Here is a 26,215-nt window from a genome sequence, read left to right on the forward strand (position 1 = left end):
TCATGGATTCATTATCTCATCTCGACGCGAACGGAAACCCTGCTATGGTAGATGTGGGGGGCAAAGCCGTCAGCCGTCGAACAGCCCGCGCTCGGAGCATCGTGGCGCTTGGCCCGGATATTATGCAGCACATAACCCAGTCTGGATTGACCCAGTCTGGATTGGCTGGCGTTGACATTCAAACGCGGAAAGGTCCGGTATTTCAAACGGCTATCATCGCCGGAACGATGGCCGCCAAACGCACTGACGACCTGATTCCGCTTTGCCACTCGTTAGGGCTCGACAATTGCCAGATCACCATTACAACCGATGGACCCGACGCTATTGTCGATTGCCTCGTATCGACCGAAGGAAAAACTGGCGTCGAAATGGAGGCTTTAGTCGGCGCATCGGTAGCTGCTCTGACCATCTACGATATGTGCAAAGCGCTGTCGCACGACATTGTGATCAGGGAAACCAAATTGATGGAGAAAACAGGTGGAAAGCGAGACTTCAAACGTACGTAATGCGGTGGTGCTTAACGGTCTGGTGCTGATCGGCGGGCGTAGTACGCGCATGGGCCGCGATAAGTCGCTTCTGACGTATCACGAAAAAAACCAGCGTGAGCACATGACCGATTTACTGAGTCCGTACTGCGACACGGTTTTCTGGTCGGTGAACAAACAGCAGGCACTTGAACTGGCTGACTCCGGGCAACCGCTGATTGTCGATGCGATTGATAATCTGGTTGGTCCGCTCAATGGGATCATGTCGGCGTTCAAGACGCAGCCCGGTGCCGCCTGGCTGGTGGTTGCCTGCGATATGCCCTTGCTGACCTCCCGAACGTTTGACGCCTTGCTGGCGGGCCGTAACTCGGCGAAACCCGCTACCGCTTTCTACGATTCAGACGGGCGGTTCCCGGAGCCCTTGCTGGCCCTTTGGGAGCCATCGGTATGGCCACTTTTGCAGGAAGCCGTGGCCGCAGGGCGTTATTCGCCAAGACAAATGTTGATGCTTACGGACGCTCATCTACTGACCCCTCCCGACGTTCAGGAACTGCTCAATATAAACGACCCGGTGGCGCAGGTGGCTCTGAAACATCAGGGTTAACAGCGGGGTTCTTCCTAAAAACAGACTAGGATGAATCCCTTTAAACACCTACTGCTGGCGGCAGGATCGATGTGGCTCGGTACGACAGCACAGGCGCAACGCGCTACGCCTTCTCCTGAACTGCGCGACTTCAGCGAGCAGCGCATCCGGCATCAGAAAACGCTTGGCCTGACCTTGGGCGGTTACGCGCTGGCGAACATTGCCGTTGGTAGTCTGGCGGCTGGGCAAGCCTCCGGCGAGGATAAATATTTTCATCGGATGAACGTCTACTGGAATCTGGTCAATCTGGGTATTGCCGGAGTGGGATTACTCGGTTCACTAAAAGCGAAAGCAGGCGACGAGACACTGGCGCAGGCTGTTCAGCGTCACGAATCCATGAAGCAGATTCTTCTGTTGAACGCTGGATTAGACGTTGCTTACGTGATTGGCGGGGCGTATTTACGCGAACGTAGTCACGCGCATCCCGACAAACGCGATCAACTGCTGGGCTACGGCAAGTCGGTTATGCTACAGGGCGGCTTTCTCCTCGCCTTTGATCTGGTCAACTATTTCGTTTTCAAAAGCCGGGGCGACAAGCAGGAAATGCGATTGATTTCAAATGGGCCGTTGGGGGTAGGGTTAGCCATACCGCTCAAGTAAGGCGAGCGTTAGCATGAACTTATCTTCATTGGCTGCGGTTCTGCGATAATTTACTAATCGCAACGCATCATGCAAGCCGTTCTACCGCCTTTTCAATTGTTTATCGATCAAGCCATCGATCGTATTCGCGAAGACCCGGACGTTACTGGACTAGCCGTGGGCGGTTCCTGGATATCGGGCAACATGGATTCCTATTCTGACCTTGATCTGGTGTTGGTTACAACCCACGCCATTGCGCCTGATCTTGAGCAGATGCGAGCCTGGGCCGCCCGGTTTGGAACGGTGTTGGGGTCGTTTCGGGGGGATCACGTCGGCGAACCGCGTTTGCTGATTGCTCTCTATGAATCGCCCCTGTTGCACGTCGATATAAAGTTTCTGACCATCGACGAGTTTTATCAGCGGGTCGAAGATCCAGTTGTTGTCTGGGAGCGAGACGGGGCATTGACGGCGGTTATTAGACAATCACAATCCCAGTATCCACCGTTTGATTTCCAGTGGACCGAAGATCGTTTCTGGATTTGGGTGCATTACGCTGCGTTGAAAATTGGCCGGGGCGAGTATTTTGAAGCCATGGATTTTCTTTCGTTCATGCGTAACGTTGTGCTTGGGCCAATGCTGCATCTGAACAAGAAAGGGTTGCCCAGAGGAGTACGGCGACTGGAAACCATCGCCGAACCGGACGATCTGGAAAAGCTACGAAAAACCGTTGCCACACCTGATCGAAGCACATTGCTTGCTAGTGTACAGGCTAGTGTTCAGTTGTATACTGAATTGCGTGATGCGTTGGCTCCAGCGACATTGCATAAAAACGATGCGGCCCGAATCGCCGTCATGAATTATTTGACTACAGTATAAGGAATGCAAAATCAGGATATACAAACCAATTCGTTGCCACAAAGTGACGACGATTTCTTGCGCGAAGCGATTCAGTTAGCGCGGGAAGGGATGCTGTCGGGGCAGGGCGGCCCGTTTGGATCGGTGATTGTGCGCAACGGCGAAATCATCGGGCGCGGCTGCAACCAGGTTACCTCGACCAATGACCCCACGGCCCATGCCGAAGTGGTGGCCATTCGTGATGCCTGCCGGAATCTGGGGACCTTTCAACTGGAAGGCTGTACGCTTTACGCGTCCTGCGAACCTTGCCCGATGTGCTTAGGCGCTATCTACTGGGCGCGACCAAGTCGTATCGTTTACGGCGCGTTTCACTACGATGCCGCGCGGGCTGGTTTTGATGATCACTTCATTTACAATGAATTAGAAAAGCCGCGCGAAGAACGCCATATTCCCATGCAGCAGGTACTCCGTGATGAAGCCAACACCGTTTTTGACGAGTGGATTGCTTTGGAAACCAGAACGTCATACTAGTGGATAGACTGCTCTTCAATGAGAGTAAGAGGATCACCAGAACAGTGATTCTCGATTTATGCGGTCCTGCTAATCCTGTAAATCCTGTCGAAAGAAAACCGTATCGCATCCCATTGAAAAGCCGTACTTTTGTAAAAAAACGGGTCGCTTACAGAACAGATTCCTAAAAGCGACCTACTAAAACGGTATTCGTTATGCCAGGAATGGAATTTTTTGGAGCGGCCGAGCGCAAGGAGATCAACGACGTGCTTGAGACCGGTATCCTTTTTCGGTACAATCACGAAGCACAGCGCAACGACATCTATAAAGCTCGCGAGTTCGAAGCTGAGGTTGCCAAATTGGTAGGAGCCAAGTATGCTCACGCCGTATCGAGTGGTTCAACGGCTGTTTTATGCGCGTTGGCGGCTGCCGGTATCGGTGCGGGCGACGAGGTTATCGTTCCGCCATTCACTTACATCGCTACGGTCGAAGCAGTCCTGATGGCAGGCGCGTTGCCTGTTTTTGCCGATATCGACGATACGCTTTGCCTCAGTGCAGAAGGTATCCGTAAGGTCGTAACAGCAAACACGAAAGCCATTTGTCTCGTGCACATGTGCGGTCAGATGGCCGACATGGATGCTATCATGGACGTTGTCAACGAACACAAACTGGTGCTGGTTGAGGATGCCGGGCAGGCAATGGGTGCGAGCTATAAAGGAACGTCAACCGGCCTGTGGGGTAAGACCGGCGCTTACTCGTTCGACTTTTTTAAGATTGCGACGGCGGGCGAGGGCGGCATCATGGTTACCAACGATGAAACGGCGTACAAGCACGCGGATTCGTATTCCGATCATGGTCACGATCACATCGGTACGAACCGGGGCATGGAGAAGCACCCCATTATGGGTTTCAATTACCGGATCAGCGAGTTGCACGCAGCCGTTGGACTGGTACAGACGCGCCGGGTACCCGAAATCATTCAGAAAAATAACGAGCACAAAACACGGCTGATGACCGCATTGGGTCAGGTGCCAGGAGTCTCGTTTGCACGCATTCCCGACGCAGATGGCGATTCGGCTACGTTCATGAATCTGCTGATGCCGGACACCGAAACCGCCGGACGCGTGGTAATTGCGCTGAACGAAGCGGGCGTCGGTGGTTTTAACTACTGGTTCACCAACATGTACCACTTCATCAACCAGTGGAATCACGTGAAAGAAATGCGTACGGCAGCGGCTCTGCCTATCGAAAAATTCGGCGCTCCGCAAGACTACAGTAACCTCGACATTCCAAACGCACAGGACGTAATCGGACGGTTGATTTCGTTCGGTATCCGGGCTGGCTGGACCGCTGACGAAGTTGATGCGTTGGCTGCGAAAATCGAAGCCGCCGTTCGGAAGGTAAGTCCCGTAGAAGCGTAAGTTTTAGAGTTAGCTTAACGACACAATGGTAGCAGCGCAAACACAAACGACGCATAAAAATTTTAAGGGCATCGAGAAAACCGTTTACGGACGGGGTAGCTTTTCTCAACTCGATGAAATTCTGGCTCCGCGTCGGGCCGATAACGAAGGCTATTTTGTCTTCATCGTCGATAATTATTTTAAAGGAAAACCGCTTGAAGGACGGGTTCCAGCCCACGACGAAGACCTGACCTATTACATCAGCGTAGAAGAACACGAACCAACTACCGATCAGATCGACCAGCTTCGCGACGAGATTCTGGCGAAAAAAGGCCTGCCATCGGGTGTAGTTGGGATCGGGGGCGGTAGCATTATGGACATCGCCAAGGCGCTGTCGCTGATGCTCACCAACGAAGGTTCTTCGACGCTTTATCAGGGTCTGAACCTGATCAAAAAACCGGGTGTCTATCACGTTGGCGTACCAACCATCTCGGGAACTGGTGCCGAGGTGTCGATGACGGCGGTATTAACCGGCCCCGTGAAAAAGTTAGGACTCAAATGCGAGTGGACGGTCTTCAACCAGGTGGTGCTCGACCCCGAACTGATTGCCAGCGTGCCCCGCAACTGGTGGTTCTACACGGGTATGGATACGTACATTCACTGCGTTGAGTCGGAGAACGGGCGCATGAACAACGCCTACTCGCACGCGTACGCCGAACAGTCCATGAAGTTGTGTCGGGATATTTATCTGGGCGAAAACTCCGGTCAGACTCCCGAAAACGACGATAAGCTCATGGTCGCTTCGCTGATGGGCGGGCTGAGTCTGACGTATTCGGAAGTGGGTGTTTGCCACGCGCTTAGCTACGGTCTGTCGAAGATTTTAGGAACCCGGCACTGCTACGCCAACTGCCTGATCATGAACCACCTCGAAGACTATTACCCCGAAGGCGTGGCAGAGTTTAAGCAGATGGTAGCCTATCACCAGATTGATTTGCCGCAGGGCCTGTCAAAAGACTGGGACGACGAAACCATCACCAAGATGGCGCACGTATCCTACAATCTGCCCCACATGTGGCTGCACGCCATCGGTGACAACTGGCAGGCGGTAATCACCATCGACTTATTGAAAGATTTATTCCGGCGGCTATAAATCCATCTTAACTACTGACTAGTATGTCTCAAAAAATTGTTCGCGTTGGCGACATCGAATGCGGGTCGGATGAGTTGTTTCTCATTTCGGGACCTTGCGTGATCGAAGACGAAAAAATCATGATGACCGTGGCTGAGCAGCTTCGGGAAATTCAGGAGCGCGTCGGTATCAAGATCATCTATAAATCATCATTTCAGAAGGACAACCGCTCCAGCCTGAACTACTACAACGGTCCGGGCCTCGAAAAAGGAATTGCGATTCTGGCGAAGGTAAAGGAGCAGTTCGGTTTTCCACTGCTCACCGACGTACATTACCCCGACCAGTGCGCACCCGTTGCCGAAGTTGTCGATGTGATTCAGATTCCGGCTTACCTGTGTATGCAGACGATGCTGGTAACGGCAGCGGCCAAAACGGGTCGGGTTGTAAACATCAAACACGGTCAGTTCCTGGCTCCGGAAAACATGAAACACCCGGTCAAGAAAGTCGAAGATTCGGGTAACGATCAGATCATCCTGACCGAGCGGGGCTACACCTTTGGCTACAATGACCTGGTAGTCGATCCGCGTAGCTTCTACCACATGGCTCGTACCAACTATCCGGTTGTGTTCGACGTAACGCACGCGATTCGCAAATACGGGATTCCGTCGGCGGATGCGAAAGGCGGAGCGCGTGAATACCTGCCGGTACTGGCGCGCGCGGGCGTGGCTGCTGGCGTTGATGGTCTGTTCGTCGAAACGCATACCTGCCCATCGGAAGCGCTTTGCGATGCGGCCAGCCAACTCGACATTCGGTACCTGGAAGAGTTTTTGAAGCCGTTGCTCGAACTGCACGCGGTCGAAGTGAAATACCGGAATACACTGCCAGAACTAGCGTAGTTAGCAAGCAAAAATCGTGGTGTCAGGTTCTTAAACCTGACACCACGATTTTTGATAGGTAGTCAGGTTCTCAACCCTGATAGCACCAAATGAATGATATAGAACAAATTTTTACCGGACTGGGTGGGCATTTTGTAACGCCAGTCGACGCGCTGACCGAGAAACTACAGGCGGTTCGGGCCATTGTCTTTGATTGGGACGGTGTTTTCAACGACGGTGTTAAGACCGGAAGCGGCAGCAGTTCCTTTAGCGAAGTCGATTCGATGGGTACCAACCTGTTGCGCTTTGGGTTCTGGCAGCATCAGAATGGTCAACTGCCCGTCGTTGCGATTATAACGGGCGTCATTAACGAACTGGCCGATGCGCTCGTGCGTCGCGAACATTTTCACGCGTGTTATTCGCAGGCGAAAAACAAAGTAGAGGTGCTCGCGCATTTGCTTGATCAGCACAACCTACAACCGCATGAAGTTGCTTTCTTCTTCGACGACGCGCTCGATTTGTCCGTTGCTGAAGTAGCGGGCGTGCGCATTATGATTCATCGCAAGTCCAACCCGTTGTTCACGCGTTACGTCGTTCAAAATGGATACGCCGACTACATCACTGGTAGCGAAAGCGGCCATTTTGCGGTACGGGAAGGCTGCGAACTAATGCTGGGCTTACTAGGACAATTCGATTCGGTCATGCTCGAGCGTCTACGTTACCGACCCGTCTACGACCGGTACTACCAGCAGCGTCAGGCTATCGAACCCAGCTACTGGCTTGTCGGACCGAACGGCCCAGAACCTAAGAATCAATAAATCGGCAAAACGATGCAGGAGGATGGTCGTTCCACGAACGGGAGCCATCGACTCGCACGAATTAGTTTACAGTTCAATTATGATAATCGGTATCATTCCCGCCCGCTACGGGTCAACACGTTTTCCGGGTAAGCCACTAGCTGACATCGGTGGAAAGACGATGATTCAGCGCGTGATGGAACAGGCTGGGCAAGCGCAGTCTCTGGATAAAATCATTGTCGCAACAGATGACGAGCGGATCGCGGAAGTTGTGTTACGACTTGGTGGCGAAGCCGTTATGACTCGAACCGATCATCCAAGCGGAACGGATCGCTGCTGGGAAGCGTACAACCGATTTGTTACGGATGGGCAAAAAGCAGCCAGTTCGACGGATTACATCATTAATATTCAGGGTGATGAGCCGTTTATTGACCCGGAGCAAATTGACGAGCTAGCCGCTATCTTGGACGGAACCGTTGAGTTAGCAACGCAGATGGCATCCGTCGATTCCGCCGAAATGCTTCATGATCCGAAAGAAGCCAAGATTGTCGTCAACACGCGGAATGAAGTAGTGTATTTCAGTCGGTCGGCTATTCCGTATCTGTGGGGGATAGACCCGGTGGTCTGGCACCAACACCACGCTTACCGTCGCCACGTAGGTTTATACGCGTACCGGGCCGATATTCTGGAACAGATTACGCGGCTGCCACCCTCACCCCTCGAACAGGCGGAGTCGCTGGAACAACTCCGTTGGCTCGAAGCTGGTTATCGCATCAAACTGGTCGAAACGCGCTATCAAACGCCAAGTATAGATAGCCCCGGCGATATTGAAAAGGCGTTGCGGGCTGTTCAGTAGTACCTAGTTTATTTGTCGTTAACTAATCATGTCGTCCCATCACGTTGTCCGCGAAAAGCAGGAACCTGCTTTGTTGATTGCCAATGGTGAAGCCTGTCAGCCTGAGTTGCTGGGGCAGTTGTTGGAATGGAGCCCGACGGTAGTTGTGCTCGACAGCGCGATCTGGCGGGTGCTTGAGCTGGGCATCAAAGTGGATGTGTTGCTCGGTGACTTCGACCGGGACCTTGATCTGGATGCCATTCGGGCGCAGCAGTACCCGCTCGACATCGTTCATACGCCCAACCAGGACAAAACCGATCTCGACAAAGGCATTGAGTATTTGATCGAACGAGGTTATCCGGCAGTCAACATTGTTTGGGCAACGGGTCGTCGGGCGGATCACAGCCTGACGAACATGACCAACATTGTTCGGTACAAGGATCAGATTCGTATCGTGATGATTGACGATCATTCCAAGATTTTTCCGTTGGTGGGTCGGTTCGAAAAATGGTACGAGGCAGGTACGCCGATTTCGTTGATACCGGTCGGTACGGTCACGGGTTTTACGTCGGAGGGGTTGAAATACAACCTTCAGGATGATACCCTAACGCTTGGTTATCGGACGAGTAGCAGCAATGAAGCCGCTGAAGATGGCTTTGTACGGATCGAAGCAAAAACCGGTGATCTGCTCATTATGGAATGCTGGGATTAGTAACAGATTCGTCTCTTGAACGAAATCGTTGCTGCAAAGGCTTCTCCACCCATCGGTACAAACTCTGCGACACCAATACCAATACTACGAATAGTGGTCCAATGCCTATTCCGGGTAGGACATGCCCAATGAACTTGCTGACAACGCCGATGTGGATCAGGTAAAACGCATAGGAACTACGGCCCAGCGTTTGGACGATGGGGTAGGCGAGTAGCCGTTGCAATCCTGATTGCTCTCGCAATAAACCGAGTAAGAGAAAGGCCAGACTGATCGGAAGAATGAAGTTGTAGCTTATGACTTCGCTCCATAGCAATAAATTCGCGTTTGTCGTCCAGCCCGATATACAAGTTTGGCTGACCACACAGAAAGCCAGCAAAAGTAAACTCTTCGCTGTAAGGTGACGAGCGTGCAGTAGCTGTCCTCCTTGCCACTGCTGCGCAGCCCACATGCCCGCTACAAATTCGAATGATCGTCCGGGAAACGTGTAAAACAGCATAAAGGGAAGATTGCCAAAAAGGCCGTGCCAGTTTAAGCTACCAATGGTCAAACAGAGCAACATGCCAGTACTCAGCAAAAGAAATGTAAGTTTCAGCGGTCCCCAGCGCCGAAGTGCCGAGAATAGGAATGGTGCTGCCAGATAAAAACATAGTTCAACCGTCAAGCTCCAGCTTTGGGCGATACCGCTGAATTTATAGTCATCAAAAAAGCCTTTGAGCAGCGTCAAATTGAGCAGCAAGTCAAGCCAATGATTTGGTCTTCCCTGAGCGATTGTAACCCCGACGGTTACGAGAAAGATTAATCCATACAGCGGTACGATCCGGGCAAAACGGTTTTGGTAATACGTTTTCCATGACCACTTTTTTGGGTTAGCATACAACTCGGCGTATCGATGGTAGATCAGAAAACCGCTCAGTGTAAAGAAAATACTGACGCCAATGTATCCCTGATCAAACAGACGGTGCCACCATCCGGTTGGCCCGGTGCTAGAAATGGGGTTGTAATGGTGCAGAAAAACCAGATAGGCCGCCCCTGCCCGCAATCCTGTTAGTGCCGGTAAATGGTAGGTTGTCGGAGTCGTTTTAGTCGGATCGGAAAGCATCATCGGACCAGGATCAATCGACCGCGTCGTTTCTTAGTGGCATCTGCGGTGGCGGGCCATTCCTGTCCGTTTTCACGGATCATCAATCGGTACAGATATAGACCGGAGGGCAGGGCGTCGCCCCCGTCAGTGCGTCCATCCCACACCCATTCGTTCTGGCCGATCGTACATGCTAGTCCTTGGCCCGATTTTAACCGACGAACTTCGCGTCCGTTTAGGTCGGTGATGGTTAGCTCAATCGTATCCGGCGCTTTCTCACCCGTCAGTTGAAAGGCAAACGTTACCTGATCGCGGAAGGAGTTCGGATACGCGGTAAAATTAGTTAGCGCAGATTCCTGAATGATCACTTCAGCCGTGGCGCTGTTATTTTCCCGGTTGCGTTCACGAATTGAACCCGTTGGGTTAAGCGTAAGTGCAAATTGATTTTGCCCGGTTGCTCCGCGAATGCTCGGTATGCTCAGCGTGAACGTATCGCGAAAAGCGACCGCACGTGGCAGCCACACATCGTAAACGCCTGATTCCTGTCCATTGACGATTCGACGGATGCGGAGGGATAGTCGCTCGTTTCGAAATTGCCCGTAGTTGTCAATTACTATCGTTACCCGTACGGAATCGCTGAACGGCGTAAGCGGCTGGTTGTCTATTCCTCGAATAAGGACTTCACTTTCTACAAAGGCGTAATCGGGCGTGTCCATTGGAAACAGACGTATCGCCGGATCACCCTGTAAGACCATCTGCTGAGCGTTCGCCAAATCCCAGCCACCGGGGTTTTGTGCTAGTGTACGACGGATCGTTTCCTGCTGAAGCTGACCAATGGATTTACCGAGTTGCGTGCTGTCGGCAAGTAGTTCGTAAAAATAGCTGCTGTATCGGTCCAGCACGTGGGTATAGCCCAAATGACTGTTTGCCAGGGCAGCAATGGCTCCCCGGTCGGGTGTCAGCACCCAATCGGAGCTAAGCGTTGGGCGACTGTAGAAGATGTTGCCGGTAGCGCAACCGTTGATCAGCATGAACGGGTATTTGCCTTTGTTTCGGTAGCCTAACGCATCGTTGGAGCAGAAGCCAATGTCCAGATCGGTTACGTCCAGACTCGAATGGCCGAAGAACGTTACGATACCAACGCCTTCGTTGACCTGCCGGGCAATGCTAACCGGCTCGGTAGCCTTATACGTTGACTTGGTCAGCGCTGTCACCTGCGCTCCTAACGAACCTGCTGACGCGGATTGGCCGTAATTTCCCAGCAAGGCCTGAAACAAGGCGATCTCATTGGGCGTGTGCCCACCACTCAAATGCAGTAGTTTCTTCCGCCAAAGCTGGATTGTTGGTACGGATTCGAACTCTTTCACTTTGTTCAAATAGTCTATTACCTGCTGGGGAGTAACGGCGTTAATGCGCCCCGTTGGCAAAGCCGGTACATCCAGTGGCTGTCCGTCCAGACCTGCCGTAAACAGCATATCCGAACCGGGAAAACCTGCTGTGGGTACCAGATCAATAACGGCCTGATTAGGATCATGCCGAACGCCGGGTGTGCTGCGGCTGCGCCCGATCAGAAGTAAATAAAGCGGTCGATCAATAATGGCCTTTCGTTGCCGAAGCATCTGGTCGGCAAACCGTCTGATCGCGAGTGGGTGCCGTTCGCCATAACTGAAATGATCGAAAAGTTGCCCGATTTCTGCCGTTAGCGTGTCGTGTTGGCCACCGGTTGGCGAAGCGCGGTAAGCGGCATAGGCTTGTACGGCATTTGGATAGCCTGCCGCTGGCTTCATCAAGTTTCCGTGGCTAATAATCAAGTAAGTTGGCTTACGCTTGGCCCAATCCGTGAACGTGACCGGTGCCATTTCTAAAACAGCTTGTGGCTGGCTCGTACTGAAAAGTGTCCGCTGGGTTTGGGTATTTCGGACGACTAGCTGTACGGAGCCGTTCGGACCAGGAACACTACCGGCTAGAAGTGGAGTCGTCGGGTCGGTGATGTCCCAGAAGCGGGTGCCTGCCGATACACTGTCAAATCGGATAAGCGACTGGCCAGCCGCATTCGGCGTAAGCTGGTAGACGCGCGACGATACGCTATTACCGGTAAATCGTTGCGGATAGCGCAGTTTGATAAACGATATAGAGTAGGCATCTAAAGCGGAGGTATTATCCCGCGAAACGGTTGAGATTAGCAAGCGCCCATCCGAGCCAACATCTGTCCAACGTAGATTCTGTTCGGTGTAGGCATTGTTGTAAAACTGAAAACGCAGGGAGTCAATCAATCGTCGGGATTCGGTAGTAGGGCCAGCGTAGCATTCGACCCGATGCGAACCATAATCACGACCAACTACCAGTAATGCTACCTGCGGGGCTGGACCCGTTCGGAAGGCGTTACGAAGCACAAAGACGTTGTCGTAAAGTTTACCTTTTTGTTGAACGGAGCCCGTGTAGCCTTCGCCCGCTTCGAAATAACTGTATTCGATTTTAGGTGGAATGCCAGCCGCCCAGCCCGGATACGTATCGGAAAACACGCGGATCTCTTCTGCCCAATGATACGCTTCGGGTGATAGATTCAAAACGTCTGCATCGGCATAAGTGACCATTCGCTTGCCGGGTTTGCCATCGAGTCGCCAGGTTAAGAAATAGGCCGTCGTGTCGTTGAAAAGACTGTAATACGTGTGCGGTTGCGCGTTGACAGGCCGGTAAAGAAGCGAGTCCTGAGCCCCGTCGTTACCACGCCCGTAGAACTCGATAAAATCATCGGTGTCGAACCGTTTGTCGGCTTCTCCCGCTACGTAAATGGCCTGTTCGACACCTCGGTGGAAAAGCTGAATCGTTGTCGGATCAATGGTGTCAAGGGGAATACCCGCCTTTTGCAACGTAGCCGTCGTGATTCTGTACAGGTTGTTTTGAGCGACTAAAATTTTAAAATAGGACTGTTTATAACAGATCCATTCGTTGCCGAGTAGCCTGTTCTGAGCCAGGGTGTAACCTTGTAAAAACAGGATAAAGGTCAGCAGGAATAAGCTACGGTGCATGTCTCCTTGTATTCACCTGAAATAATACAAATATGATGCCCCCGGCTATACAGGCGAGACGCCACTCAACCCTTTTTTTAGCCGTTAATCAGGCAAGATTAAATTTTTTAAAAAGGTACCTTGCATCGCATAGTACCTTATGCTACCTTTGATGTAAGAATTTCGGATACCGATTACCGTCGGTGGTCAACCCGCTCTACTCTAGTCACTGTAAGCCGGAATTCATAATCGCCAGGCCGGGTAGCCAGAGCTTGACAAATACTAAAAGCTATACACCGATGAATATTGAAAATGCTCAGGTGCAGATGCGAAAAGGAATTCTGGAATTCTGCATTTTGCACATTATATCGCGGGGCGAGGTTTACGCTTCCGATATGCTTGACGAACTGACCTCGGCCCGTATCATGGTCGTGGAGGGAACCTTATACCCATTGCTGACGCGGCTTAAAAACGCGGGATTACTCGATTACAAATGGGTTGAATCCACATCCGGGCCGCCACGAAAATACTATATCCTGACTGAGCTTGGCCGTAATTCGCTCGGTTCACTCAATGAAACCTGGCAGGAACTGGCCGAATCGGTAAACGCCATCATCAGTAAGACCGATCAGCACAAAAAACCTGCAAACGGTAGTACGCCTATAATCGTCGATCCAGCTAATCCTTCAACCAACGCTTAACCTACTCTCCATCGCCATGAAAAAGACCATAAGTATTAATATAAGCGGGGTCATCTTCCATATCGAAGAGGATGGCTACGACAAATTAAAAAGTTACCTGACATCGGTTCAACAGTACTTTTCGAGCTACGAAGACAGCCAGGAGATTGTTACGGACATCGAGAACCGGATTGCGGAGAAACTGCTCGCCAAGCTGAAAGTCGCCGACAAACAGGCTGTCTCGCTCGAAGATGTCAACGAACTCGTTGCGGCTATGGGTACCGTTGCCGATTTTGAGGCCGTTGAGGAAGAAGAAATACTGGTGACTAGCGGTGGGCGTAATTCGGCAACTGCTGCGGGTAGTTCACAACCCACCAGTAATCCGGTTGGTGGACAGAACACGGGAGCCTACAGTTCCGCACAACCTGCGGGTAATGCGTACGCCGAACCACGTCGGCTAGTTCGCGACATGCGCCGGAAAACACTCGGTGGCGTGGCGGCTGGTCTGGCCCATTATTTCAACATGGACGTTGTGTGGGTACGCCTGATTTTTGTCCTGCTGGTGATTGGTTTGCCGGCCCTGGGTGGCGCATCGCATGGTGACTTCTTCGGTAGTTTGAGCGGCTTTACGGTGATCGTATACATTGCCATGTGGATCGCTTTGCCGGGTGTGACGACGATCGAAGATGACAAAACCGTCAAGAAATTCTTTCGCAATCCAGAAGATAAAGTGCTGGGTGGTGTGGCCTCGGGAATTGCTGCTTACTTCGGCGTCGATCGGGGTGTTATCCGGCTGTTGTTCGTGCTGGGCATTATGTTCTTCGGTGTAGGGTTTCTGCTGTATCTGGTGTTGTGGATCATTGCCCCACAGGCCAATACATTGACGGAAAAAATGGAAATGCAGGGCCAGCCCATTACGTTGTCGAACATTGAGCACAGTATTAAACAGAACCTGAATATCAACGAATCGCCCAATAACGAAAGTACGCTGACGCGCGTATTACTCTTTCCCTTCCGGGCAATTGCGACCGTCATTGGTGGATTGGGTAGTGCGCTGGGGCCGCTTCTGGCCGGTACGCTGACAATTATTCGCGTCTTTGCCGGGTTACTCATGCTGGTCGTTGCGTTTGCGCTGATGGTTGCCTGTCTGGCCATTCTGGGTGCAGGAATTGGCATTCAAACAAGTTTTGGACCGGGTAGTGGCTTTGAGCAGATTGAATTATTTCGCAACGACATTACGCTTCCTATGATTCTGTCCGCATTCCTGGTTGGCTTTCTTCCCGCGTTCGGATTGGCCATCTTGGGGGTTATGCTCATCACTACCCGCAATGTACTGAGCAGCCGTACCGCCCTAACGATAGCAGGTGTGTGGCTCGTTAGCCTGGTTATCTTCGGTGGAACGGCAGCTCCGTTGATCAACAGCTTCCAGCGTCGGGGAACCGTAACGGAAACGCTGGTGCTGACTGTCCCGACCGCTGTCCCAACGTTTGCCATCAATGAAATAGACAACGATAACTGGCGTCCATCCGTTGAACTGCAAGGCTACGACGGTGCCGCCTGGAATCTGGTGCAGCACTTCAAAGCCCAGGGGTCAAGCCGGGCTGATGCACAGGCCAATGCCCGTCAGATCAAGTATGCGTATGTGATTAACGATTCGACGGTGACCTTTGATAACGCAATCGAACTAAAGCCGGGTGCTCGTTTCCGGGCGCAGGATCTGGATATGGAGCTGATGATTCCGTACGAGAAACCATTCCGCATGACCAAAGATTTTGCCCTTTTTGTTCGGAATGAGTTTGGCGGAAAAGAAATTGACCGGATGTCATCGAGCCTCTGGAAGTTTACAAAAAATGATGGACTCGTTTGCATAACCTATCCCCGTGAAAAAGACCGCAGCTTTGATAGCGAAGACAATGATGTGACCGACATCACCGATGATGTGCAGAACGCCGTAACTGACGAATTGGGCGACGACTTTGATAATGTTGGCGACCATACCCGTCAGTTCAACGTCAGCAATTTTTCGAAGGTCGATGTGGGTGGCGCGTTCGTCGTTCGTTTCCGCAAAGGCACTACCTACAAAGTCGTCGCCGATGGTCGGGAAGAAGACCTGGAGGATATCAACGTAAAAGTAAACGGCAACACGCTGGACGTATCCATCGAGCGTAACGGTGTATTCGATTGGAGTAACCGCAAGCGCATCGGTCTGACGATTACCGTTCCGTCAATCAATGAGCTTAAGTTGTCGGGGGCGTCGAAAGCCAGCCTGACCGGTTTCGACAAGTATAACACTCTGAGTATCGACATGAGCGGTGCCTGCCGAACGGTGTTCGATGGCGATGCCGAAAAGCTGACAATCAACCTGTCGGGGGCGTCGAATGCCGTCTTACGTGGTCGGGCAAAAGAGCTGGAAGCTGACTTAAGCGGAGCCAGCAAGATCGAGGCAACCGGCATGAATATCGACAAAGCAGCCGTTGACGCTAGTGGGGCCAGCCACGCGACGTTAGGTCAGGTCGTTTCACTGGACTCTGAAACATCGGGGGCCAGTAAGGTAACACGGCAGTAGCGTCAAGCTAACCAATCAACAGTAAAAACAGGCTCCAGTGCACTAGCGCGCTGGAGCCTGTTTTTTTATACGACTCGACATTTATCTGCTTATCGCGCCGTCGGTGTAAAAGAAAAGATTCGTTGATAGGGAATGGTTTACCTTTTGGCTATCAAGCGAAATCGCTATTTGGCGTACAGACAACCAGTAACCTCACTACAGTATGTTTTGGAACAAAACGAAAACCGTTGATCGAACAGCTAAACCTAAAAAATCAGCACTTCGGGAATGGGCTGACTCGGTTCTATTCGCTGTTATAGCCGCCACGCTGATTCGCTTCTTAACGTTTGAGGCTTTTGCGATTCCCACCCCGTCGATGGAAAATAGCCTGATGGTTGGCGATTATCTGTTTGTGAGCAAGCTGCATTACGGCGCTCGCACGCCCAAAACGCCGTTGCAAATTCCCCTCACGCACCAGAAAATATGGGGTACTAATATTCCATCCTACAGCACGGCTATCCAACTGCCTTCGTATCGGTTACCCGGTTTTTCGCGGGTCAAGAATGGGGATGTAGTCGTTTTCAACTATCCACCGCGTAAAGCGGGTGATCCCGACTATCCAACCGACCTGAAAACCAATTACATCAAGCGCTGTATCGGTATTCCGGGCGATGTTGTGACCATCCAGTCAGGCAACGTGTATGTTAATAACAAACTGTTTCCTGTTCCGGATCAGGCAGAAACCTCGTACTTCATCAAAACCACCGAGGTACTCGACGAACGGTTTTTTCGCAAATACGATATTGTCAACGATTTTAAATCGGCAGAAGGGCCCTTTATTAACTGGCAACCGCTCGAATCATACAACGATTCGACCAAGCTAGCAACCCTCGTTGGCTATCGCGTCAACGCAACGAAGGCTACTATCGACAAGTTTAAAGCATTCGACTGGGTGAAGGGTATCGAACCTGTCTTGGAGCAACCGAATCAGGCCCAGCCCGGCATTTACGCTAGTTCTGCCAATCCGTGGAATCTGGATAATTTCGGACCGTTTACCGTTCCTAAAAAGGGGATGACGATTCCCCTGAACAAGCAAACCATCGCGGTTTACGGCCCTGTCATCGAACGGTATGAAGGCAACTCGACGGTTGAAGTAACGCCAGAGCGGATCACCGTTGGCGATCAGCCGATTTCGTCGTACACCTTCAAACAGGATTATTACTTTATGGTGGGCGATAACCGACACAATTCTGAGGATTCACGCGTGTGGGGATTCGTGCCCGAAGACCATATCGTTGGCAAAGCCGTCTTTGTCTGGATGTCTATTGATCCGGTTCCAGCGGATATCTGGCACACAATCCGCTGGAATCATTTGTTCAGCTTGATCAATTAAGCTGGTTGCGAGTACTGACCGAGATTTCGGTTAGGTGTTTTTTTCGACGTGGCGTTCTGCTTCGACTTCCACCCGTTCTTTTTCTCTGGCAATCTCTTCCTCTTGCTTTTTGTTTTCCCGTTCGAATACTTGAATGAGAACAATGAAATACGAGAGGAGGAGAGGGCCAATAACCAGACCTAAAATGCCAAAGATAGGGACGCCTAGGACAATCCCTGTCAACGTGATGAGTGGATGAATATCACCCATGCGTTTGGCGAGCATGATACGAAGCAGGTTATCGATGTTGATGATCACGATAACGCCGACCAGCAGAATGCCAACCCCGTCGCCCGTGTCACCCTGTGATAACTTGATCAGTCCAGCCGGCCCCCAGACCAGAGGTGTTCCTAACAGCGGAATGAAAGCGAGAAAAAAGCCAACAACGCCCCAGAAAGGCGCATCCGGCACGTTGAAGAACCACAGCGTCAGGCCCGTCAGTATACCCTGCACCAAGGACACCAGTGCCTGACCCAAAACGTTGGCATTCACATTGTTTTTAAGGGATTCGCCCAGTTCCCGTTGGGTATCGCGTTTGAAAGGCAAGTATTTCTGCAAGCCTTTCTGAAAGGATTCCTGTTCCACATACATGAAGTACATGGTGAAGAACATCAGACCTAGAACAACGATAAAGTCCAAAGCTCCACCCGCGATAGATGGCAATAGTCGGCTCGCGTAACCGGCTCCCTGTTGGGCAATGGTACGGATATTCTGCTGGCTCGTGATTTTGTAGCCCGTCATATCCTCCGCTTTTTTCACCAGATTCAGAATGTCGTCGGTGTGTTGACTGTAGTACTGAATTCGCCCGATGAGCATGAGGCTCAGGGTCAGAAAGGGCAGAATGATAACGACCAGCGAAAAAATGATCAGCAGTGTAGCCACCAGAGGGCGGTTCCACTTGCGTTTGATGGCCAGTGCCGTAAACCAGGGGCGTAGGACAACGTAAAGAATGCCGGCACCCAGAAAAGCCGATGCGTAGCCACTGAGTCCTACGATAATAAAGCCGGCAATAATTAGCAGACTCGTTATCAGCAGAACCCGTTGTTGCTGGGAAGTGTATATGTTTGTCATGGAGATAAAGCGTGTTCAAATTCACACTGAGAGAGAAACACGTTATATCCCCTGAATTGTTTTGCTTTTCAGCATTCGGTGGCGCTGAGTGCCAGACCCGCTTCGGAAGTCTCTTTGTATTTGGTAGACATATCGCGTCCGGTTGCTTTCATTACCTTGACGACCGCGTCGAGAGAAATCTTCTGAAAAGAAGCGGCCCCGGACGTAGCCAGCAGAAAGGCGTTGTACGCTTTGACCGCTCCCATCGCGTTGCGTTCGATACACGGAATTTGAACGTAACCGCCAATCGGATCGCAGGTCATGCCCAGGTGGTGCTCGATGGCTATTTCGGCGGCTGCTTCAATGGCACCAATCGGACCGTTGGTTTGCGCACAGCGCGTCAGGAAAGCGGCACCCATCGCGGAGGCCGTTCCAATTTCGCCCATACAGCCCATCTCGGCCCCGGAAATACTGGCATTGTGTTTGACCAGAAAACCAATCGCTGCTGCTGCGAGCATTCCGGAGCGAAGTGTCGCTTTGTCGTAGTGGAAATGGTGCTTGGCCAGGAACGTTAGCCCCGGAATAACCCCCGACGCGCCCGATGTTGGGGCCGTTACGACGATACCACCAGCGGCATTTTCCTCCGAAGCTGCCAGGCAGTAGGCATTGAGGAAAATCAAAAAGCTATCCGATGAATGGCTCATGCCCTTTGCCTGCTGAAAAAGAATGGGCGCTTTGCGCGTCAGTTTGATCGAACCGGGTAGTGTACCTTTTTGGCGCAGCCCACGCCGGACGGCTTTGTGCATAAAGTCCAGAATCTGGTCAATTCGCTGATTGATCTCCGCCCGGCTGCGACCCGTTAGAGCCGATTCGTTTGTCAGCATCAGTTCATCGAGCGAAATATTATGTTTGTCCAACTGCGCTTTCAGCTCGCCCATCGTGCTATAGGGATACGGCACCGACAGCTCGTCAGCGGGAACTTCCGGTTCGCCTTTGCGGATGATAAAGCCACCCCCAACCGAATAGTATTCTTCCTGCTGCAACACCTGTTCGCCCGCTCGTAGCTGAAGCACCATCGTATTGGCATACGGCGAATCGTACCGCTTCCGCTCAAAGTGAATATGCTGTGGGCCTACCTCAATTGGTTGAGTGCCTACCGAAATGGGGTAGGAGACGCTCGGGTCACGGAGCAGACTGAGCAGCGCCGTAGGGTCAGTCGTTTCGGGTTGCCAGCCGAGTAATCCGGCGACTACAGCGCGATCGGTTCCGTGTCCTTTGCCGGTAGCGCTGAGTGAGCCGTACAAAAGAACGTGGATCGAATCGCTTTGCGTCTGGCTATCGGCTGGTAAGCTGGCTATACGCTGGCGAAAGTCGAATGCGGCCTTCATAGGACCGATGGTGTGCGAACTCGACGGTCCAGGCCCTACTTTGAACAAATCAAAAACAGATGTCGTAATTGGCGTAGTAGCCATGTTGATGCGTGTTAATAAAGCAATTTAGCGAATCATGCGCTTGAATCGCAACGGATCGCCCGTAGCTTCAATGTACTAGTGGCTACTTGTGAACGTCTAAGCTTCGGATCTGATCCAGATACTCGGTTGGTAGTAAGATTTGCTGAGTTACGGATCGTAGCCCAAACGCGTTCAGTACTTTGTACAGGCCAATGGAATAACCGAGCCACGGCTTTTGGGGCAACTTTAGTTCTGAACGTACCTGTTCGGGTACAAGAACGGCCTGCGCCTGCCGGAGCAGATCGTACCGCCATCCCCCCAACTGCTCCCGGTAACGCCGGAACAGTTTATCCGTGTATTCGCTGTAGACCAGATCGCGGCTGAGATGTGCCTCTCGGTCGATTTGCCAGTCGGCGTAGGTAGTAGGTAGATCAGGAACGTGCATGCCCGCACCCACTTCCCGGAACGTCCGAAATACTTCCTCCCGTTCGGGGTTAGTAAGGGGGCGGTGGAGCGTTTCGAAAGCCCGCATGGAGTAATCGATGAGCATGTACAGCACATCGCGGTAAGCCCAGTCGGGAATCTGATATCCTCGTTTTCGCTCGACACCGCCGTGAATAGCGCCCATGCGCGTAATGGCCTGTCGTGCTTGCTGCTCGGGCGCAAATACAATTTCCTGCGCGTAACGCACGGTCGAGAACAGCCGCGCGATAGGGTCGGCGGGAAGCTTACCCGTAAAGAACAGCCAGTCTACGGCTCGGTTGAGCGCAAACTCAGCGGCTGATCCGGCAAAGACAAGCAGGATAACGTCAGCGTCGCCCCAAATCCGGCGCACGATGGAATCGGATTGAACAAAAAAAGTACCCGACTCGTAGGGGTGTGAGTATTCGGTGGAAGGCCGGTTTCTGTGGCTCATGCCTGTAACGCTCTGAGTTGATGATGTCGCTGTAGGTAGAGTTTTTGCTTCGCAGACGAGTCGTTAAGAATTCGTAATGGGTATCAATAGAATAAGTCAATTTGCGGCCAGATGGTTCATTCCAAACACCGTGTCTATCCGTGGCCTGGCAAAGTTTGGCCGTTGTGTCGGTTGGGGGTTGAACTCGTAAGCATCCTGGGCCAGGACTACCGCTTTAGCTTGCGGCTTTGGTCAATGGGTTTCAGGTAGGGGGCCAGTTTACTGACTAGTTTCTGGTAACCGATGGCGTTGGGATGCAATCCGTCGGTGAACAACGACTCATCAATTTTGCCGTCACTAGTCAGAAAAACGGTTCCTGGGTCAGCGAAGGTTACGTTTAATTGTGCCGATGCCTGAGCAATACTTTTGTTAAGCTCCCGAATGCGCGGCTCTCCTTCACGACGGGGGAGGATACCCAGCAGCAGAATGGCTGCACTCGGTTGACGGACTTTGACGGCATTGACCAGAAACTTTAGTCCTTCGATAAGTTCGGTATCGGTGTTTAGTTGCAGATTGTTGGTGCCAATCATAAGAACAACCTGCGCGGCTGCGTACCCATCAAGCTCGTCGTGGTAAACGCGCCAGAGGACGTTTTCTATCCGGTCCCATCCATAGCCAAAATTCTGCGTACCCAGCGGTTCGAGTACGGCATTCCAGGAGTCGCTGCCCCGGCTGATGGGCGCTTGCGGCTGACCACCCCAAAAGTGCGTAATGGAGTTGCCCATGAAAACGATGCGGGGAGGCTTCACTTTGGTCAGCGCAATCATATCGCGGTGGCGGGTTTCCCAATCATAAATGGCGGCATCCCGAAATTGCGTGCAAGGCTTGGTTGTCGAATACCATCCGATGGGTTCGTTCAGAATAGGGCGAATGCTTTTTTCGTACGCATCGGCGTAGTGTTGCATACCCAGATCGGTAGGGTGAGTACCGTCTACGGTGTCGTCCATGTCCAGATGAAGAGTCGTATTAGGCAGCAGATAAATCTGATCGACGCCCTCGCTCTGCAACTGGCTGAAAGCCTGCCGCATGGTTTCATTCACATCGGTGTACAGCTTTCGTCGGGAGGGGTTGAGGCTGCCATCGGTATAACCCGCGTGTTCGACCAACAACACCGGAACGGCGGGACGTTTTTGCCGTAAGGTCTTGACGGACTCCATAATGCGGGTTTTTATTTCGTCTGGGCTAATGCCAACGGTAGCGACCAGATTAGGCAGACAATCCAGAACGTAAAGCTTGGCGTCGATGTCGGGAAGCAACTGCACGATTTCTTTTTCCAGTCGGCCATTACCCGAGAAGCCTAAGTTGATCACTGGACGGTCGAGTTTACGGCCTAGGATGGCGGGCCAGGCCATACCGGGCCGCGACGCACAAGCTCCCTGCGCAATCGATGTTCCATAAACGACAATAGGTTTTTCAACGCGGGTGGGCAAGGGCGTAAACGAAGCGCCTTTGGGAACACCAATCTCCAGCCATTTGACGGAGTTGTAGAGCGGCAAATACAATCGATATTCGCGGCCTTTCTGGTGGTAGGAATCGTTTGGCTCCAGATTGGCAAACCGGTATTCAATCGTGTCTTTAAACGCGTATTTGCCGGTGCACCAGCGCCAGTCGCCATCGCTGGTCAGCGCATACAAATCAACCCCGCTAACGCCGGTGGCGGGCATATGGGGCAGACCGTGCGTACCCGTTACCGCGTACCGGACCACTAGCTGATCGGTGCTGGCCTTGAACCGGATCAATAAACCGGCGGCATTGTGCGACAAATTCCAGACGATATTTCTAACCTTCTTTTCAGCCTGCGCTGGGAGCCGGTCGTATGGACTCTGCACGTCCTTGGGCCAGGCTTGTCCTTCAACGGTAGGGAATTGACTCTGCGCTGGATTCCACCAAGTGTAATCTGTCGTGGCTTGGGCACGTACCAGCAATTGCTGACACCAAAGCAGCAGGGAAAGAAAAAGTAGTTTTCGAGTCATGGTGCGTCTGTCGCGCAGGAGAGGGAGCACTAACCGTTCCGCAAACGGTGGGTTAACTACTGAACTTTTACGGCTTGTCGGGCCAGTAATTTCCAGTCGTTCTTTTGTTTGACCCAAACGAGCAGGACCCCTATTTTGACTTGCCCCGTATTGCCTTTATCAATGGTTTCGCCCGTCAGCTTATGCCGTACCAAAGCGGTATTGTCTACTACGGTAATGGTCTGGTCGGTAAGTTCGATGCTTTTGAAATCGGATGCACCGCTGGTCAGCGCTTCCACGAAAGCCGCTTTATCTTCAATCTTCCCGCTTGAGTGGCCGTAACTCAGCCGGTCGGACGCAATCGCTTCAAGCCCCGCTTTGTCGGGGTCGATCATCAGCTTTCGTAGTTTTTCCACGGCCTGTGCAACACCTTGATCCCCATTTTGAGCAAGGCTGTCAACGGTGGTTAGCAGGCCTAGTGCGAGGAGAAAGAAAAGTAACTTTTTAGCGATCATTGTTCTTAGTAGGAAATGTTCTAAATCCCGGTCGGCGGGTTTATCTACGCAAAGTCAATGAGGCCTTGTTGTTTACTTACGGTTGTCGCATTTCGCACCCTCCAGATCGTGCTTATTTTTCGTAGGTGAAGCCTTTTCGGGGTTTTTCGCTCGTCTCTGCCATCTGAGCCCGGAGGGTCGTATGGTCAAACGATTGGTTAACGGTTTTGTGGATGTTGGCGCAGATGGTTTCCAGCGGTAAATCGTTGTCGTCGGTTCCAAACGGGTTTTCGATTTCTTCGGCAATAATTTCCAAGCTAGCCAACACGTAAAAAACGAATACCACCAGTGGAATAACCAGGTAGTGCAGCGCGTGGACGTAGCCAAGCGGTAGGCTCAGGCAGTAGACGACGATAAACTTTTTGATAAAAGAACTGTACGAAAATGGAATCGGTGTGTTTTTGATCCGTTCACAAGCGCCACAGATATCCATCAGGGATTGAACCTCTGGATTGAGCACCAGCATGTGTTCCGCTAACAAGACACCCTGCCGTTGCAGTTCGTTGATTCGACCGAAAATAGCCAGGGCTATCTGCTGGGGTACGTGCTCGTCCAGATGGAGCTTGCTAATCGGGAAGGATGAACTTTCGGTAAACTCCTGTTCGAAGGAATTCTGGCGCAGGTGATTTTTCAGGGCGAAGGCAAAATTTGAAATCATCGCCTTGAAAAAAAGACGGTTTTCGGTCTGGTCTGTTTCCAGCAATTGATCCAGCTTGAGCGCCATGTTGCGGCAGTTGTTGACCAGGCTCCCCCATAGCTTCCGACCTTCCCACCAGCGGTCGTAAGCCGAGTTGGTTCGAAAAACCAGCAGCATCGAGATCACAAAGCTCAGCAAGGTGTGCATGAGCGAAAAATTCTTTAAATGCGCGTTCTCGCTAAAGCCAAGCTGCTCGATAAAATGAACGATGATGAACGCGTAAACGCTCACACCAACCAAAGCCGGAAACAGCTTACGGGCGGTATCGGCCCGGTTGAAGGTGAAAAGAAAACGAAACCAATCTTTTGAATTATACCGAATCATATCCGAATGGGTTGAGAAACCGAAGTTGTTTTAACTTCTATATTTAATAGAAGCTGGTCTGTTTTTGTCATCCCGACGCAGGAGGGATGACAAAAACACTCATTGTACAAAAGTTTAAATAGCTTTACCGTTATGCCTGTGTGGTTTTTACAAAGCTATCAACTTTTAAAATCAGCTAGTGGTTAATACGAGTGTGCAATCCCGGCCACGTAGTTTTGTTCGTATACCTAATTTTCTGAAAAATCGTTTACATGACTGTTTACCAAAAGCTGTTTTCTGTTTTGCTGATCGGGCTTTGTTGCACGACGGTGGTAGCGCAGCAACTCCAGACCATTGACCGGATTTACGATTCCAAGATTCAAACGGTGTTGCTGTTCCCGCAGGTGGGAACCAATCCCAACGATCCGGCTCTGACGTTGAATCCGCCCGTTATTTCGCTGGATGAGCAAGTACCGCTGCAACTCGAATTTGATGATCTAACGGCCGATTATCGGTCATTCCGCGCCCGGCTTGTTCATTGCAACGCCGATTGGCAACGCTCTGTTTTGAACGACATCGAGTTTACGTACGAATACAACGATAACCCGATTACTGACTATCAGGTATCCCTAAATACGAAAATTCCGTACTATCACTACCGCTTTACGATACCGCGCGTGAAGTTGCCGGGCAATTACGTGCTGGTTGTCTACGACGAGCGCAATCGGAACAACATCCTTTTTACCCGGCGGTTCAGCACTTACCAGAATCGCGTCACGGTAGCGGCCAGTGTTCGTTTCTCGACTGATCCGGCTCGGCAGTTTTCGGATCAGCAAATCGACCTGGCGCTCAACTACAAAGGCTACCAGGTCATTTCTCCACAGGATGATTTTAAAGTCGTTATCCGCCAGAACTACCGCGACGACCGCGAAATTCGTGGCCTTCGTCCGACCAATGTTCTCGCGTTTGATCAGGTGCTGGAATACCGGCTGATCGATTTGAGCAACACCATGCCGGGGGGAAATGAATTTCGTTTTTTTGACACGCGAACCGTACTGTCCCGCGCTAATTACATCGACCGTATCGACCGGAACGCCGACCGGAACATCGCTTACGTACAGGTCGATCAGCCACGCAGCCGGGGTGCTTATATCCAGAGCGACGATTTCAACGGCTTGTTTGTAATCGATCACCGCGAAACGGGCAACGGAGCCACGAATGCCGATTACATTGAAACAATCTTTACGCTGCGTATACCCGAAGTGCCCAATGTGGATGTGTTTGTCAATGGAGCCTTTAACTTCTGGCAGTTGAACGACCGAAATCGCATGTCGTTTGATTCGATTCTGGGCGCTTACCGGGCTTCTATCTTGCTTAAGCAAGGCGTGTACAACTACGATTACGTAGTGCAGACCACAAATCCGCCGAAGGTCGATGAAGCTTACATCGAGGGTAGTTACTCCTCGACTGAAAACGACTACGAAGTTTTCGTGTATCACCGCCCACCAGCCGCCCGCGCCGACCAACTCATTGCTTACCAGAAACTAGGCGTAAACAAACGTCGGTAATGCGGTGATGTGGCATACATACATCCTGGGTGCTGAAGACAAACAATGAGCCCAACAGCTTTGACCGTAGCTGTTGGGCTTTTCTAAAATCGATTCGTGCAAATAAAAAAGGCGGGCCAGAT

Annotated in this window: 23 protein-coding genes; 15 read left to right on the top strand and 8 right to left on the bottom strand. The window is 51.7% G+C overall.

Features of this window, described 5'->3' with window-relative positions:
• The first annotated feature begins 2 nt into the window (after window positions 1-2).
• From moaC to M0L20_RS14400, 11 genes are all read left to right on the top strand, one after another.
• Entirely contained in the window at window positions 3-506 is a 504-nt protein-coding gene (moaC, locus tag M0L20_RS14350) for a cyclic pyranopterin monophosphate synthase MoaC (protein ID WP_248477625.1), read from the top strand.
• A complete protein-coding gene (locus M0L20_RS14355; RefSeq protein ID WP_248477627.1) occupies window positions 478-1,089 on the top strand; it encodes an NTP transferase domain-containing protein in 612 nt (203 codons plus the stop codon). The genes moaC and M0L20_RS14355 overlap by 29 nt, the downstream gene beginning before the upstream one ends.
• A gap of 30 nt (window positions 1,090-1,119) precedes the next feature.
• Window positions 1,120-1,728, top strand: coding sequence for a DUF6992 family protein (locus tag M0L20_RS14360; RefSeq protein ID WP_232561607.1), 609 nt, complete (start codon window positions 1,120-1,122; stop codon window positions 1,726-1,728).
• Window positions 1,729-1,797: 69 nt separating this feature from the next.
• Entirely contained in the window at window positions 1,798-2,583 is a 786-nt protein-coding gene (locus tag M0L20_RS14365) for an aminoglycoside 6-adenylyltransferase (protein ID WP_248477629.1), read from the top strand.
• 3 nt (window positions 2,584-2,586) lie between these two features.
• Window positions 2,587-3,093: a nucleoside deaminase gene (locus tag M0L20_RS14370; protein ID WP_232561609.1), complete on the top strand. Its 507-nt coding sequence runs from the start codon at window positions 2,587-2,589 to the stop codon at window positions 3,091-3,093.
• A 194-nt stretch (window positions 3,094-3,287) separates the two neighbouring features.
• On the top strand, window positions 3,288-4,493 hold the full coding sequence (locus M0L20_RS14375) for a DegT/DnrJ/EryC1/StrS family aminotransferase (protein WP_248477631.1): 1,206 nt from the start codon (window positions 3,288-3,290) through the stop codon (window positions 4,491-4,493).
• Window positions 4,494-4,518: 25 nt separating this feature from the next.
• Window positions 4,519-5,622: an iron-containing alcohol dehydrogenase family protein gene (locus M0L20_RS14380; protein ID WP_248477633.1), complete on the top strand. Its 1,104-nt coding sequence runs from the start codon at window positions 4,519-4,521 to the stop codon at window positions 5,620-5,622.
• Between the two features lie 23 nt (window positions 5,623-5,645).
• A complete protein-coding gene (kdsA, locus tag M0L20_RS14385) occupies window positions 5,646-6,497 on the top strand; it encodes a 3-deoxy-8-phosphooctulonate synthase (protein ID WP_232561612.1) in 852 nt (283 codons plus the stop codon).
• 89 nt (window positions 6,498-6,586) lie between these two features.
• Window positions 6,587-7,294 (top strand): phosphatase, encoded by a 708-nt coding sequence (locus tag M0L20_RS14390; protein ID WP_248477635.1) that lies wholly within the window; start codon window positions 6,587-6,589, stop codon window positions 7,292-7,294.
• Window positions 7,295-7,373: 79 nt separating this feature from the next.
• The gene (kdsB, locus tag M0L20_RS14395; RefSeq protein ID WP_248478087.1) at window positions 7,374-8,129 is read left to right on the top strand and encodes a 3-deoxy-manno-octulosonate cytidylyltransferase; all 756 of its coding nucleotides are present in this window, start codon (window positions 7,374-7,376) and stop codon (window positions 8,127-8,129) included.
• 28 nt (window positions 8,130-8,157) lie between these two features.
• Window positions 8,158-8,820 carry a thiamine diphosphokinase gene (locus tag M0L20_RS14400; protein WP_232561614.1) on the top strand — a complete coding sequence of 221 codons (663 nt, stop codon included), beginning with the start codon at window positions 8,158-8,160 and terminating at the stop codon, window positions 8,818-8,820.
• Here the strand turns inward: M0L20_RS14400 and M0L20_RS14405 are convergent.
• The gene (locus M0L20_RS14405; RefSeq protein WP_248477637.1) at window positions 8,801-9,922 is read right to left on the bottom strand and encodes an acyltransferase family protein; all 1,122 of its coding nucleotides are present in this window, start codon (window positions 9,920-9,922) and stop codon (window positions 8,801-8,803) included. The two genes, M0L20_RS14400 and M0L20_RS14405, sit on opposite strands and share 20 nt — an antisense overlap.
• Window positions 9,919-12,927, bottom strand: coding sequence for a putative type IX secretion system sortase PorU2 (porU2, locus tag M0L20_RS14410; RefSeq protein ID WP_248477638.1), 3,009 nt, complete (start codon window positions 12,925-12,927; stop codon window positions 9,919-9,921). The genes M0L20_RS14405 and porU2 overlap by 4 nt, the downstream gene beginning before the upstream one ends.
• 278 nt (window positions 12,928-13,205) lie before the next feature.
• Here porU2 and M0L20_RS14415 point away from each other — a divergent pair, with 278 nt between their 5' ends.
• The 3 genes from M0L20_RS14415 to lepB all read left to right on the top strand — a co-directional run bounded on the left by M0L20_RS14415 (window position 13,206) and on the right by lepB (window position 17,524).
• Entirely contained in the window at window positions 13,206-13,607 is a 402-nt protein-coding gene (locus M0L20_RS14415; RefSeq protein WP_232561617.1) for a PadR family transcriptional regulator, read from the top strand.
• Window positions 13,608-13,623: 16 nt separating this feature from the next.
• A complete protein-coding gene (locus M0L20_RS14420) occupies window positions 13,624-16,152 on the top strand; it encodes a PspC domain-containing protein (RefSeq protein WP_248477640.1) in 2,529 nt (842 codons plus the stop codon).
• Between the two features lie 202 nt (window positions 16,153-16,354).
• Window positions 16,355-17,524, top strand: a complete 1,170-nt coding sequence (gene lepB / locus M0L20_RS14425; RefSeq protein ID WP_248477641.1) for a signal peptidase I — start codon at window positions 16,355-16,357, stop codon at window positions 17,522-17,524.
• 30 nt (window positions 17,525-17,554) lie between these two features.
• On the opposite strand, the gene M0L20_RS14430 is transcribed toward lepB, so the two are convergent.
• From M0L20_RS14430 to M0L20_RS14455, 6 genes are all read right to left on the bottom strand, one after another.
• Complete coding sequence (locus tag M0L20_RS14430; RefSeq protein WP_232561620.1) at window positions 17,555-18,634, bottom strand: AI-2E family transporter; 1,080 nt, start codon at window positions 18,632-18,634, stop codon at window positions 17,555-17,557.
• Between the two features lie 68 nt (window positions 18,635-18,702).
• On the bottom strand, window positions 18,703-20,085 hold the full coding sequence (locus M0L20_RS14435) for an L-serine ammonia-lyase (RefSeq protein WP_248477643.1): 1,383 nt from the start codon (window positions 20,083-20,085) through the stop codon (window positions 18,703-18,705).
• Window positions 20,086-20,167: 82 nt separating this feature from the next.
• On the bottom strand, window positions 20,168-20,980 hold the full coding sequence (locus tag M0L20_RS14440) for an oxygenase MpaB family protein (RefSeq protein ID WP_248477644.1): 813 nt from the start codon (window positions 20,978-20,980) through the stop codon (window positions 20,168-20,170).
• 206 nt (window positions 20,981-21,186) lie between these two features.
• Window positions 21,187-22,992: an SGNH/GDSL hydrolase family protein gene (locus tag M0L20_RS14445; protein WP_248477645.1), complete on the bottom strand. Its 1,806-nt coding sequence runs from the start codon at window positions 22,990-22,992 to the stop codon at window positions 21,187-21,189.
• Between the two features lie 56 nt (window positions 22,993-23,048).
• The gene (locus M0L20_RS14450) at window positions 23,049-23,486 is read right to left on the bottom strand and encodes a nuclear transport factor 2 family protein (protein ID WP_248477646.1); all 438 of its coding nucleotides are present in this window, start codon (window positions 23,484-23,486) and stop codon (window positions 23,049-23,051) included.
• A gap of 112 nt (window positions 23,487-23,598) precedes the next feature.
• Window positions 23,599-24,546, bottom strand: coding sequence for a bestrophin family protein (locus M0L20_RS14455; RefSeq protein ID WP_248477647.1), 948 nt, complete (start codon window positions 24,544-24,546; stop codon window positions 23,599-23,601).
• A gap of 251 nt (window positions 24,547-24,797) precedes the next feature.
• On the opposite strand from M0L20_RS14455, the gene M0L20_RS14460 reads away from it, so the two are divergent.
• Complete coding sequence (locus M0L20_RS14460; protein WP_248477648.1) at window positions 24,798-26,093, top strand: type IX secretion system plug protein; 1,296 nt, start codon at window positions 24,798-24,800, stop codon at window positions 26,091-26,093.
• Window positions 26,094-26,215 lie beyond the last annotated feature (122 nt).

Origin of the sequence: Spirosoma liriopis, assembly GCF_023196085.1 — a bacterium.
Taxonomy (GTDB): domain Bacteria; phylum Bacteroidota; class Bacteroidia; order Cytophagales; family Spirosomataceae; genus Spirosoma; species Spirosoma oryzicola.